Origin of the sequence: Novosphingobium aerophilum (assembly GCF_014230305.1) — a bacterium.
GTDB classification, from domain to species: Bacteria; Pseudomonadota; Alphaproteobacteria; order Sphingomonadales; family Sphingomonadaceae; genus Novosphingobium; species Novosphingobium aerophilum.
The window spans coordinates 13,707-26,572 of sequence record NZ_JACLAU010000001.1 but is presented as its reverse complement, the minus strand read 5'-3'; the positions used below and the strand labels follow the sequence as shown (position 1 = coordinate 26,572).

Genomic DNA, 12,866 nt, shown 5'->3' with positions numbered 1-12,866 from the left:
GCCATGACCAGACGCTATGCCAGCCCGCGAGACCTGCTCGGGCAGGAAGGGACCCGGCTGGGCCCCAGCGGCTGGCTGGAGATCGGGCAGGGCCGGGTCGATGCCTTTGCCGATTGCACCGGGGACCACCAGTGGATCCATGTCGATGTCGAACGGGCGCGGCAGGGCCCGTTCGGCGGGACTATCGCCCATGGTTTCCTGACGGTGAGCCTGGTGCCGCTGTTCATGCCCGATCTGATCGAGATCCGCGGCTTCACTCACGCCATCAATGTCGGGATCGATCGCCTGCGGTTCCTCGCTCCGGTCCGGGTCGGCAGCCGCATCCGGGCCGGGGGCGAGATCGTTGCGGTCGAGGAACGCCAGGGTGCGATCCAGCTCGTCGTGCGCGTGACGGTGGAGGTGGAGGACCAGGATGCGCCCGGCCAGCCCGCCGCCAAGCCAGCCTGCGTGCTCGATTCCCTCAGCCGCTTCTATCCCGCGCCAGAGTCGACCGGCGGCCCGGGGGACTAGCGGATACACGGCAGGAAGGTCGCACGACATGGAAGAGGTACTCGACAGTCACGACGCGCTGGGCCTGGCCGCGCTGGTTCGCGCCGGCGAGGTGGCGCCCGCCGAGCTGCTCGAGGCGGCGATCACCCGCGCCGAGCGGCTCGATCCGCGGTTCAACTTCCTGGCGCACCGGCTCTATGATCTGGGGCGCGAGGCCGTGGCTGCGGGGCTGCCGGACGGACCGTTCCGGGGTGTGCCGTGGCTGCTCAAGGATCTCAACACCCACATCGCCGGCGAGCTGACCGAAAGCGGCAGCCGCCTGCACCGGGGCCATCGCCCCGCGGTCACCTCCGAACTGGTGACCCGCATCCGGCGGGCGGGTTTCGCCATCTTCGGCAAGACCACCACCCCGGAATTCGGGCTGACCGGCACGACCGAAAGCACCCTGACCGGCGCCACGCGCAACCCGTGGAACCCGGCCCATGTCGCCGGCGGATCGTCGGGCGGGGCGGCGGTCGCGGTCGCGGCAGGGGTGCTGCCCGCGGCCCATGCCACGGATGGCGGCGGCTCGATCCGCATTCCGGCATCGTGCTGCGGCTTGTTCGGCCTCAAGCCGTCACGCGGGCGGGTGCCGATGGGCCCGTCGCGGACCGAGGGCTGGGGCGGCATGTCGGTGCACCACGCGGTGACCCGCTCGGTGCGGGATTCGGCCGCGATCCTCGACGCCACCCACGGGGCGGAGCCCGGATCGCGTTATGTGGCACCGCCGCCGCAGCGCCCCTATCTGGACGAGGTCGGGCGCGATCCCGGTGCGCTGCGGGTGGCGCTGATGCTGTCCCCCTTTTCCGGGGCCCCGGTCGATGCCGAGGTGATCGCGGCCACCCGCGCGGCGGCAGACCTGCTCGCCGGGCTGGGGCACGTGGTGGAGGAGGCGGCTCCGGAGATCGATTTCGCCGCGATCGCGGAAAGCAGCTTCGCCCTGATGGCATCCTCGGTCGCCGCCGAATGCGAGGACCGGGCCCGCGCGCTGGGCGTGACGCTGGGGCCCGAATGGCTCGAGCCGACCACGCTGGAGATCGTCGGCTACGGCACCATGACCACCGGGCGCGACTTCGTCCGCGGCAACAATGCCTACCAGGCCGCGGCCGTGGCGATCGCCCGGTTCATGACGCGGTTCGACGTGATCCTCTCGCCCACGCTCACCACCCTCCCGCCGCCACTCGGCCGGATCGGGCTGTCCACCGGGTTGCCGCTGCAGGACTGGGGCCAACTGGTCGGCGGATTCACCGCTTTCACCGGGATCTTCAATGGCACCGGCCAGCCCAGCATGTCGCTGCCGCTCGGCACCTCGGCGCAGGGCCTGCCGATCGGGATCATGGTGACCGGCCGCTATGGCGAGGAGGACCTGCTGTTCCGCCTGGCCGGGCAGGTCGAGGCGGCGGCCCCTTGGGCCGGTCGACGCCCACCGCTGTAGCGGCGAAGGTCGACCGGAGCCCGGGCCGGGTCAGCGCGTCGGTTCAAACACCATCAACGCATTCCCGGCCATGTGGCTGTACATCCCATAGCCCGAGTTCATCACCACCTTGCCACGCCAGACTGCTGCGCCAGGGCCGCTGATACTGCCGCCCTTGGTGGTCTTGCCGTCGATCGTCGGCATCGGCTGGCGGGTGTCGAAGGCCCACAGCACCCGCCCCGTGCGGCTGTCATAGGCGCGGAACATCCCGTCGAGGTGCCCGGCAAAGACCACGCCGGGGATCGCCGTCACCGCGGCCGAGATGCCAGGATCGCAGAACTTGGCGCCGCGGCACGTATCGGGCGCCCGGGTGAACCAGCGGACCTTTCCCGTCGCGGCGTCGATCGCATGGAGCCCCGATCCGCGCAGCTTCGCGTCATAGACCCGCGCGTCATACGTGTCGGCCATGTCGTTGATCGGGACGAACACCGTGCCCCCCTCGGCGGCCATGCCGAAGTGCACCCCGCCCTGCGTTCCGCCATGGCCCAGCCGGGTGCGCCAGGCGATCTTGCCGGTGGCGGGATCAAGCCCCCAGGCCTCGCCCGACTTCTGACCGACCACCAGCATCGGGCGGCCATTGTCGGCCGTGACGAGCAGCGGGCTGGCCGCGACGTCGTGATCCGGACCGTTTTCGGTCGGGCAGGAATCGTTGCCGACCATGCAGCCCACGTTCCACGCATCGCGCGCGGTGAGCTGGGTACGCCAGATCTGTCGGCCGGTGCGCGCCTCGACCGCGAAGACCGCGTCCGAATTGCTGTCGGCCGGGGTCGAATAGTTCTCGCCGCTGCCGAAGAAGACCCGGTCGGTGACAGGATCATAGGTCGGGCTGTTCCACACCGGCGCTCCGGACGGACCGAGGATCGGGGCCCCGGCCGCGGTCTTGCCCTGGGGCTTGGGTTCGCCCGCGGTCCAGGCACGCCAGACCTCGCGGCCGGTGGCGGGATCGAGCGCCACGACCGAGCCACGGAAGGTGCAGCAGGCATAGGCCGGGTTGCCCGCCTGGACCACCTCCAGCGACGAGACCGGGACATAAAGCAGCCCGCCGCCGAGCGTCGGGGTGCCGGTGATGGTCGCATCGGGATGATCGCTCATCCGTTCCGCCCACAGCTCCTTGCCGGTCATCGCATCGAGAGCATGGACCTTGCCGAGCAGGTCACCGAAGTAGAGGCGCCTGGTGTCGGGATCGGCAACGATCGCAGTCCGTGCCTCAGCGCTCAGCCGGGTGGTCCAGCGGGTGCAGCCGCTGTCCGGATCGAAGGCGAAGATCGTGCCGTCCTGGCTGCCGACGAACATCGTCCCCCAGGCCAGGGTCGGCTGGGACCGGGCCCGGTTCGCGGCGGGATAGGCAAAGGCCCACTTGAGCTTCAGCTTGGGCACGGCCGCGGCAGGGAGTTGGGCGACCGCGGCCGGGATGAAGCGCCGGTTGTCCCGCCCCCAGCCGATCGGACCGGGCACGTCGGTCAGGTCGAATTCGGCGGCCCGGCCGGTGCACTGCTTGGGCGGAGCCGGTCGCTGGTACGAGGCGAAGGGCACGCGGGTGATGTACTCGGCAACCTGCACCTTCTGCTCGGCGCTGAGCATCGCGCCCTGGCTGCGCATGACTCCGTCGGTCAGGGCGGCGACGATCGAGTCCGGTGCGACCATGGCGAGGAAGGCGGGCGAGGCGGCCTTGGCCACGCCGCCCATGTGGCACATCGCGCAATGCTGTTCGAACAGGGGGCGGCCGGGTGCCGTCGCCGGATCGATCCGCGGGGTATCGTAGACCTGGAGATCATCGGTCGAACTGATGCGCTTGGCGGGCGGGGCACCCTCCAGGGCCCCGGTGGCCAGGCCGCCCGCGGCGAGCGCCGGCAAGGCGAGCAAGGTTATGCTGCGCAGCATGCGGAAGCGGGGCAGCAGTCCGAGGCGCGGCAGGGAAGGGGGTACAGTGGTCATCGATGGGGTTCCCGGATCAGTCCAGCGAGCGGTAGAAGGCAATGCTCATGTCCTCGGCGAGGCATTCGAGGATCGGCGGCACCAGCCGGTCGTGGAAGTCGATGCTCATGTGCTTGTCGAAGGCGGCCTCGTCCCGGAAGGTCGCGACGCATTCGAACAGGTCAGGGTCGGTCTCGCTCTGGAACAGCTCGTAGACCAGGGCATCGGGCTCGTGCTCGAAGACCAGCGCTTTCAGCTCGGTCTGGAGGGCGATCAGGCGATCGCGGGAGTCCGGGCGGGTGCGCAGCCGGGCGATGAAGCTTTTCTTGCTCATGGTCGGTTCCGTTCAGGTCTGGGGATCGGAGGCGGGGTGGGGCAGGTCGTAGAGCAGCTCGCGCACGTAGCTGCCGTCCATGCACGCGATCATCTCCTGGATCAGCGGCTGATTGTGCGGATAGGCCATGTGCGCCTGGTCGGCCGCCTCGTCGACGAAGCTCTCGTAGACCGCGAACATGCCCGGTTCGGCGAGCCGGTAGAACTTGTAGCCCAGGGTGCCCGGCTCATTGGCGGCCAGCGCCTCCATCTGGTGGGCGAGGGCGACGAAGTGGTCCTCCTTGCCGGCGGCGATGCGGAAGCGGGACAGGAAACTGAACGCCATGACGGTGCTTTCTCCAGGTGGCGGGGCTCAAGCCCCGGTCGGCTCGGCGGCCTGCGCGCGATGGTAGGCGATCCATTCGGGCAGGGGTTCGGGGTAGTCGGCCGGGAGCGGCCGGGCATAGGCCCGGTTGCGGTCGGTCCGGCCCAGGATGCCGGGATAGGCTTCGACGGGCACGTAGTAGAGGAAGCCGATCACCCGCTCCGCGAATCTCCAGCCCGTTTGGGTCAGGGCATAGCGATCGGCGTAGCGCAGCGCGGCCACCATCATCGTGCCGTTGCGCCACAGTTCGGCATGCCCGCTGATCCGCCCACGGGCGGCTGTGGGGCCATCGAATTCGATCAACACGTCGTGCATGACATGGTGCCCGGCGCCGAGCGCGGAGAACCGGCCGTCAAACTGCGTCATGATCGCGTCGACGCCGCGGGCCTCCATCACGCCATCGGCGGAGCGCAGCACCGCATCGGGGGCGAACAGGTCGCGCAGGGCTTCGACGCGCCGGTCGTCGACGTCAAAGGCGTAACGCGCGATCAGGCGCCGGATGTCGGCCTCCGCCTCAAGCCGCGCCAAGCGCGCGCCCCAGCCGTCACACTCTGCTGACCGGTCATCGGCCATGACTTCGCTTCTCCCGCCAGGGTCTCTGCCGGCCCCGTGCCGCGGATGATACGCGGCGCCGCTACAAAAACAATCATGAATGTATGGGCAAGGCCTCAATCCGCCCGGACCGGCCTACCCCAAAGGTCAGGCGCGAAATGGCTTGTGCTGGCGTGATGAAAAAACATACATGTCTGCTTGCAAAATGCCCGCGCGAGGCTAATCTGAAGACAACTCGCAAGCATGGCGGGGTAGGAGGAGAGACGGATGATGAGCAGTTATCTGCGGCGGTCGACCGCTGCTTGCGCCCTGGTGGCATCGGCCCTGGCCCCCGCGTTCCTGCCAACCGCCGCCCTTGCTGCCGAAGCCGATCCGGCTGCGGCGCCGCAGTCCGCCCAGACCGGCAACGATGAAGACCGACTCAACGACATCGTCGTCACCGCCACGCGGCGCGACTCCAACCTGCAAAGCACCCCGATCGCGGTTTCGGCCGTCGACAGCCGCCTGATCCGTCAGGCCAGCCCGCGCGACCTGGGCGATCTCGCCGCCTTCGTGCCGAACTTCTCGGCCAACACGATCACCAACTTCAACGCGGCGTCCTTCGCGATGCGCGGCGTCGGCCAGACCTCGATCATCGTCTACTTCGAGCCGCCGGTGGCCGTGCTGGTCGATGATTTCGTCGTCCCTTCGGTCCAGACCCAGTTGCTGGACGTGTTCGACGTGTCCCAGGTGGAAGTCCTGCGCGGCCCGCAAGGCACGCTGTTCGGCAAGAACACCACCGGCGGCGCGGTCACCGTGCGGACCAAGCGGCCCGAGCTCGGGACGATCGGGGTCGATGCCCGGGCCGAGGTGGGCAGCTTCGCCACGAAGCGCTTCCAGACCGCGCTGAACGTGCCGATCGGCGACACCCTGGCGCTGCGTTTTGTCGGCGGAGCGGAGAAGTCGGACGGGTTCTACCGGAACGGTGCGTGCTACGGCCCCGTCACCGCCTTCGTCGCCAGCAAGTTCGCCGGCCGGTCGGGCTGCCTTGATGGCCGCACGGCGGGCGGCAAGGACGTGGTCAACTTCCGCGCCAAGATGCTGTGGGAACCCAACAGCCGGGTCCAGCTGCTCGCCCAGTACGAATTCCTGCGCGACCGCTCCGAGACGGTGCCCTCGGTCAACGAGAACTATCTCTACACCGGCACTACGCCGTTCCTGACCAACCTGCTGGGCACCATTCGCCGGAACCCGGCCAGCAGTGACCCGCTGCACAATGCCGCGGTGACCTACAAGCAGGACGGCCTGATCAAGATGGCCGACGGCCAGCGCATCTCGGTCGACGGCATCTACCTGAATGGCGACGTTGATTTCGACTTCGGCAGGCTGACCTCGGTCACCGGCTGGCGTTATCAGCGCTCGCGCATTCCAAACTCCTATGCCGGTGCCGCCCCCATTGCAGCCGACGGCCAGCCGCTGTCGTTCTTCGACGCGACCCGTGACGACAACCGCAAAACCTTCCAGCAGGAACTGCGCTTCGCCACCAAGCTCAACGGTCCGTTCGACGCGGTCTTCGGTGCATTCTACCAGCGCGAGACGGTCGACTTCTGCGTCGCGCAGATCCTCGGCTTCCTGGACCTGACCTCGGGCCCGCTGCCGTTCGGCAACTGGAACGACACGCCCTACATCCTCTGCAACGCGCAGAAGTCGCGCTCGCGCGCGGCCTTCGCCGAGGGCACCTACAAGATCACCCCCGAACTGACCCTGACTCTGGGTGCCCGCTACACCTGGGAGAACAAGTCCTGGTTCGGCCGCCAGCAGGTGTTCATCCCTGCGCTGAAGGGTGGCTTCGACCCCTCGATCCGGATCAGCAACGCGCTCGACGCCAGCGTGTTCAACTATCCGGCCGGCGTGGTCCAGGTCGATGACAGCGCCCGCCGTGCCACCTGGCGCGCCAGCCTGGGGTATCAGGTCACCCCCGACGTCTTCGCCTACGCGACCTACTCGCGCGGGTTCAAGAGCGGGGGCTTCAATGACCAGATCGGCGGCTTCGCGCCGTTCGGGAATGACCTCAACGCCTTCCGCACCGCCGCCCGGGCGACCCGTCCCGAAACGGCCGACAGCTTCGAGGCCGGCGTCAAGACCGAGCTGTTCGATCGGCGTCTGCGCTTCAACCTCACCGGCTTCTACGTGAAGTACAAGGACCTCCAGAAGCAGCTCAACGTGCCGCTGGTGGTCAACGGCCAGCCCAACCAGGTGACGATCTTCGTCAACGCGGCGAGCGCGACGGTGAAGGGGATCGAGGCCGAGGCCACGGCGCGGCTGTTCCGCGGCTTCTCGCTGCGCGGCGTGCTGGGCTTCCAGGACTCCGGCTACGACACCTACACCGCGCCGACCGCCGGCTATAACCTGGCCTCGGCTCCGCTCGATCGTGCACCGCGCTGGCAGTGGACGATCGACGGCACTTACGAAACGGCGCTGTCGTCGAACTTCAAGTTTGTCGCCAATGCCTCGGCGGCGCACACCAGTCGGAACCTCAACACCCAGGCGATCGACGATCCGCTGGGCAACACCTTCCTCAACGCCCGGACCCTGGTCAACGCCTCGCTGACCATCGCCCAGGCCGAGGACCAGTACTATGTCCGCGTGCTGGGCCGGAACCTGACCGACCAGCGCTACCGGATCGCCTCGCAGAACGTGGCGGGACTGTGGCTCAACTCCAACTTCGGCGCCCCGCGCTACTTCGGGGTCGAGCTGGGGCTGCGGTTCCGCGGCGCGAACTGATCGTCGATCGGGGGGGATCCGTCCAACATGGCGGCCGCGTCTCCGGACGCGGCCGTTGCCGATAGCGAGACAAGTGATGAAGACCGAATTCGATCTGTGGGAGATTCACACCGGCGCCCGCCATCCGTTCAACGACCGGGCGCCGCGTATCGACAACGGCACCGGACGGCCGGGTCCGGAGCGCTACACCGATCCGGGCTTCGCGCGAGAGGAGTGGGACAAGGTCTTCGCCCGCTCATGGCTGCTGGCCGGGCCGCTGTCGGACATCCCCGAGCCGGGCGACTTCATGAAGTTCGATATCGGCCCGGAAAGCTTCATCATCGTGCGCGGCGAGGATGATGCGATCCACGCCCACTACAATGTCTGCCCGCACCGCGGCAGCCAACTGGTCACGACCGATTTCGGCTCGCTAGACCGTTTTACCTGCCCGTTCCATTCGTGGAAGTTCGGGCTGGACGGTCGCAACCAGGCGGTCACCGATGCCGAGACCTTCCGGCCCGAGGTGCTGTGTCATGGCACCGACCTGAGCTCGGTCCGCTGCGAGGTCGCCGCCGGGCTGGTGTTCGTGGCGATGGACCCCGACATCAAGCCGCTGCGCGAGTTCCTGGCGCCCATTTTGCCCCAGCTCGAACTCTACGAGATCGACCAGATGTACGTGGTCCAGCACCGCCGGTCGGACTGGGGCGCCAACTGGAAGGGCGGGGTCGACGCCTTTGCCGAGATCTACCACCTCCACGCGGTTCACCCGCAGACCCAGTGCCTGATGGACGATCGCACCCAGATCGACCTCTGGCCCGGCGGGCTCAGCCGGCAGTTCGTGCCCTTCGCCCAGCCCAGCCCGCGCTTCCCCGACCAGGAGTCGGTCAATCCGGGCATCCAGTTCATGCTGCGGGACGCCGGGATCGATCCCGAGACCTTCACCGGCACCGCGCGTGAGACGCGGGCCGCCGTGCAGCAGGCCAAGCGTCGGCGTTCCGAGGAACTGGGGCTGCGCTACGAACGATTCAGCGACAGCCAGTTGTCGGACTCGGTGGTCTATTCGATCTTCCCCAACGTCCAGATCGGCTGCCATCCCGAAGCGACCTTCCTGCATCGCTTCCTTCCGCACCCGACCGACCCGAACCAGTTCACTTACGACACCTGCATCCTTTACCGGCACGTCGATGCGCCGGGCTATTCGGCCCCCGCCTGGATGGGCCTGGCCGAGGACACCGACTTGTCCGGCCGCACCCGGCCCGATGTGATCCACACCGCCCTGGGCGAACCGCCATGCCTTGGCGAGGTGCTCGATCAGGACAGCGAACTGCTGCCGGTGGTGCAGAAGGGCGCGCACTCGCGCGGTTTCAAGGGGCCGCTCTGGAGCGAACAGGAAGGGCGTCTACGCCACTTCCATGCGGAACTGGACCGGATGATGGCCCGCGGCTGACCGCAGGACGGAAACAGGCTGAGCGAAAGGTCAAGGGGAGGAGAACCGTGATGGTTCTCCTCCCCTTTCCTCGTTCTGGCGGTTCGTGGGGGCGACCCGAAGCGGCTCAGAACAAATCGATCGGACCGGTAAGCGCTGCGGCCCGGGCGGATCAGAACGGACGGATGGTCACCCCGTTGTCGATCACCAGCTCCGCTCCGGTGATGAAGCGCGATTCGTCCGAGGCGAGGAACACCACCAGGGCGGCCACGTCGTCGGGATGGCCCGGGGTGCCATAGGGCAGAACCCCCGCCGGGATCTCCTTGGGCTGGCCGATGCGGCCCTCGGCCTCCTGGACCATCGGCGTCTCGATCGCGCCGGGATGGACCGAGTTGCACCGGATCTTGTAGCCCTTGACCTGGGCCATCACCGCCACCGACTTGGTCATCGACCGGACCGCGCCCTTGGCGGCGGAATAGGCGAAGAAGATCGGATAGCCGAGCAGGGCACCGACCGAGGACATGTTGATGATCGATCCGCCGTCACCCTTGTTCATCAGGGGCACCGCGTATTTCATCCCCAGGAACACGCCATCGATCATGATGCCGTTGACCCAGCGGAACTTGTCGAGCGTGGTGTCCTCGACATCGGCACTGAGCACGACCCCGGCATTGTTGACCAGCACGTCGAGCCGACCGAACTGCCGCTCGATTGCGGCCATGACCGCCACCCATTGTGCTTCGCTGGACACGTCATGGGCAAGGGCCATGGCCGAGCCCCCGCTCGCCTTGATCTGGTCGGCCACGGCCTCGGCCGCGGCGAGGTTGACGTCGGTAACCACCACCGCGGCGCCTTCGCGCGCCAGGGCCATGCAGTCGGCCGCGCCCAGCCCCGATCCGCCGCCTGTCACCAGCGCCACCTTGCCCGCTACCCGGCCCATATCCGTCTCCCGTCTGGTCTTTGATTGCTCGTCCCGGCGGCCGCGGTTCAGCCCGTGCCATCCTCGGAAAAGTAGTCCGGCATTCCCGCCGGCCACACCACGCCCCACTGGGCCTGTCCCCCGTCGATGATCATCAGGTCGCCATTGATGAACCGCGCCGCCGGAGAGGCGAGGTAGGCGATCGCCTCGGCCACGTCCCAGGCGTTGCCGCGCTGCTTCATCGGGTTGGCCTGGTGGAACCGGGCGAGCGCCTCTTCCGGATACATCCGGAACCCCTCCGTCTCGATCACGCCGGGGCCGATGCAGTTGACCCGGATGTTGAAGGGCGCCCACTCGGTCGCCACGGTCTTCGACAGATAGATCACCCCGGCCCGGGCGGCGCAGGTGTGCGCGGCCTGGGGCATGCCGCGCTCGACATTGGCGACGATGTTGATGATGTGCCCGGCCCGACCGTCCTCGCGCCAGCGTCGGGCGGCTTCCTGCATCATCCACCAGGTGCCGTTGAGGTTGGTGTCGATCACCGCCAGCCAGCCCTTGCGGGTGAAGTCGATCGCGTCCTGGGGGAACTGGCCCCCGGCATTGTTGACCAAGGTGTCGAGCCCGCCAAAGTGGTCGCTGACCCTGCCAATCAGCGCCTCGACCGCGTCGGCGTCGCGGATGTTGGTGGACTGGCAGAACACCGTCCGGCCCGTGTGCTGCTGGATCAGCGTTGCCGTGCTGTCGAGCTTGGCGCTGTCCCGGCCGCAAATGGCGACATTGGCGCCCAGCCGCGCGGCGAGGAACGCCGCCGCCTTGCCCATGCCGCTGCCCCCTCCCGAAATCAGGATGGTGTGCCCTTCCAGCAGGTCTTCGCGGAAAACGCTGCGCTGCTCGGCCAGGGCTTCATCGCTGAGGCCGCGGGCCGGGCGGCCGGGATCACCGGGCTCGGGACGGAAGATCCGCGGTGCATTCATCTTGGACGCGCTCAAAGGCTCTCCCCTAGTGGTCCGATCGGACTGCCGGTCCCGTCGAAACCAGTTGCCTTACAGGTTAGCGCGATGCAATAAAAAAGACAAACAGGTTTGATTGTGTTTTGCGCTGGCGCGCGGACTCGGGCGGCAGGGCGATCATTGACGGAGCACGAACCATGCGGGCCCATTTGGTCGCCTCGGGCAAGTATCACGATATCGACTTCGCACGGCTCGAACTGCTCAAGCTGCTGGCCGAGGATGCCCGCATCCGCACCACGGTGTCCACCGATTATGCCGATCTGGCCGCCCTTGCCGGGGCCGAACTGTTGATCACCTACACCTGTGACGTGGTGCCGGATCCGTCACAGACCGCCGCGCTGGAGGCCTTCCTCCGACGGGGTGGGCGCTGGTTCGCCCTGCATGGGACCAATTCGCTGCTGCGATTCGGCGCGGACGGGATCTGCGACACGCCCGACGAGGCGCCTGCCTTCATGGACCTGGTTGGCACGCAGTTCGCCGCCCACCCCCCGATCGCGCCGTTCAAGGTGGAGATCACCCGGCCGGATCACCCGCTAACCACGGGGCTGCGCGGGTTCCGGATCGAGGACGAGCTTTATCTGACCCGGCGGCGTGGCGACATCGACGTGCTGCTCCACACGGTCTTTACCGGCTCCTGCCCCGAGTTCCGCGATGCCGAGTGGGACGAGCCGGAAGTGCCGGTGCTCTACGAGCGGCGGATCGGGGAGGGGGCGATCCTGTACCTGACGCTGGGGCACTGCCGGGGTCACTATGACCTCCAGCCTGTCGCCCCGTTCTGGCCGCATCCGCAGCGCTGCGGCTGGAACTACCCGGTGTTCTACGAGCTCTTGCGCCGCGGCATCCGCTGGGGCTTCACCGCCTCCGGCTCGGACGCCTGAGCGCCAGCGTCTCCGCCCTCGGCCGCAGGAACCAGCGCGGCGATCTGCCGCTCGAGGTGGCGCAGCATCGGTTCGACCTTCTCGGCCACCATGGCGCCGGTCTGCAGGCTGATGGCCATGCCTTCCAGGATGGTCTGCGACAGCGTCATCGCCAGGGCGAAATTGTCCGGGGACGAGGCCCACTCCGGGAAAAGCTGCTCGGCCTGGGCGTTGAACTTCTCCGAAAACTCATCCTGCAGCGGCTTGAGGATGCTGGCCAGCTCGCTGTCGGTGCGGGCCGCGACGGCCAGCTCGTGGAAAGCGATAAAGGCCGGCTTCTGCAGTTGGCGCCAGTAGGTCTCGACCAGGTCGGTCACTTCGTGCACCGGCTTGTCGGCGGCGCGGCGGAAGGCGCGCAGGCGCTTCTCGTGCAGCTCGGCGATGGTCGACTTGATCAGCGATGTGCCGTTCTCGAAGTGGTGCATCATCGCCCCGCGAGACAGCCCGGCCTCGTCCGCCACCTTGGGGGTGGTGGTGTTGGCATAGCCGTACTTGACCAGGCAGCGCACCGTCGCATCGATCAGGCGCGCGCGCGTCTGGGCGGCCTTGGCTGCCTGCAGTTGCGGGCCCTTGTCACCGGCCGGACGGGGCGGACGGACAGGGCGAGCGATCCGGGTGCGGGAAAGGGCCATGGGTGTTTGCCTGGTCGACTGGTCTAGCGGAGGTTCCATCAGCGGAACCGGCGTG

General features: G+C 67.9%; 12 protein-coding genes. 5 read left to right on the top strand and 7 right to left on the bottom strand.

Annotated features, from left to right (window positions below; translation table 11 throughout):
• Positions 1–3 precede the first annotated feature (3 nt).
• Together H7F49_RS00120 and H7F49_RS00115 are read left to right on the top strand one after the other, a co-directional pair.
• The gene (locus H7F49_RS00120) at positions 4–510 is read left to right on the top strand and encodes a MaoC family dehydratase (RefSeq protein WP_185681532.1); all 507 of its coding nucleotides are present in this window, start codon (positions 4–6) and stop codon (positions 508–510) included.
• A gap of 28 nt (positions 511–538) precedes the next feature.
• Positions 539–1,963, top strand: a complete 1,425-nt coding sequence (locus H7F49_RS00115; RefSeq protein WP_185681531.1) for an amidase — start codon at positions 539–541, stop codon at positions 1,961–1,963.
• 30 nt (positions 1,964–1,993) lie between these two features.
• Here H7F49_RS00115 and H7F49_RS00110 read toward each other — a convergent pair whose 3' ends face one another.
• Genes H7F49_RS00110 through H7F49_RS00095 form a run of 4 tightly spaced genes read right to left on the bottom strand, consistent with a single transcriptional unit; the run spans position 1,994 to position 5,186 of the window.
• Entirely contained in the window at positions 1,994–3,937 is a 1,944-nt protein-coding gene (locus H7F49_RS00110) for an outer membrane protein assembly factor BamB family protein (protein WP_235981479.1), read from the bottom strand.
• 16 nt (positions 3,938–3,953) lie between these two features.
• Positions 3,954–4,250 (bottom strand): putative quinol monooxygenase, encoded by a 297-nt coding sequence (locus tag H7F49_RS00105; RefSeq protein ID WP_185681530.1) that lies wholly within the window; start codon positions 4,248–4,250, stop codon positions 3,954–3,956.
• 12 nt (positions 4,251–4,262) lie between these two features.
• Positions 4,263–4,574: a putative quinol monooxygenase gene (locus tag H7F49_RS00100; protein WP_185681529.1), complete on the bottom strand. Its 312-nt coding sequence runs from the start codon at positions 4,572–4,574 to the stop codon at positions 4,263–4,265.
• 27 nt (positions 4,575–4,601) lie between these two features.
• Positions 4,602–5,186 carry a nuclear transport factor 2 family protein gene (locus H7F49_RS00095; protein WP_185681528.1) on the bottom strand — a complete coding sequence of 195 codons (585 nt, stop codon included), beginning with the start codon at positions 5,184–5,186 and terminating at the stop codon, positions 4,602–4,604.
• Between the two features lie 249 nt (positions 5,187–5,435).
• Between H7F49_RS00095 and H7F49_RS00090 the strand changes: the two genes are divergently transcribed.
• Positions 5,436–7,928: a TonB-dependent receptor gene (locus tag H7F49_RS00090; protein ID WP_235981472.1), complete on the top strand. Its 2,493-nt coding sequence runs from the start codon at positions 5,436–5,438 to the stop codon at positions 7,926–7,928.
• Between the two features lie 76 nt (positions 7,929–8,004).
• Positions 8,005–9,354 carry an aromatic ring-hydroxylating oxygenase subunit alpha gene (locus H7F49_RS00085; protein ID WP_185681526.1) on the top strand — a complete coding sequence of 450 codons (1,350 nt, stop codon included), beginning with the start codon at positions 8,005–8,007 and terminating at the stop codon, positions 9,352–9,354.
• Positions 9,355–9,505: 151 nt separating this feature from the next.
• Here the strand turns inward: H7F49_RS00085 and H7F49_RS00080 are convergent, their stop codons facing one another.
• A complete protein-coding gene (locus H7F49_RS00080) occupies positions 9,506–10,273 on the bottom strand; it encodes an SDR family oxidoreductase (protein WP_185681525.1) in 768 nt (255 codons plus the stop codon).
• A 47-nt stretch (positions 10,274–10,320) separates the two neighbouring features.
• Positions 10,321–11,241, bottom strand: a complete 921-nt coding sequence (locus H7F49_RS00075) for an SDR family oxidoreductase (protein WP_235981466.1) — start codon at positions 11,239–11,241, stop codon at positions 10,321–10,323.
• 158 nt (positions 11,242–11,399) lie between these two features.
• Between H7F49_RS00075 and H7F49_RS00070 the strand changes: the two genes are divergently transcribed.
• Entirely contained in the window at positions 11,400–12,140 is a 741-nt protein-coding gene (locus H7F49_RS00070) for a ThuA domain-containing protein (RefSeq protein WP_185681524.1), read from the top strand.
• Here the strand turns inward: H7F49_RS00070 and H7F49_RS00065 are convergent.
• On the bottom strand, positions 12,080–12,811 hold the full coding sequence (locus tag H7F49_RS00065; protein ID WP_185681523.1) for a TetR/AcrR family transcriptional regulator: 732 nt from the start codon (positions 12,809–12,811) through the stop codon (positions 12,080–12,082). The genes H7F49_RS00070 and H7F49_RS00065 overlap by 61 nt on opposite strands.
• Between the last annotated feature and the right edge of the window lie 55 nt (positions 12,812–12,866).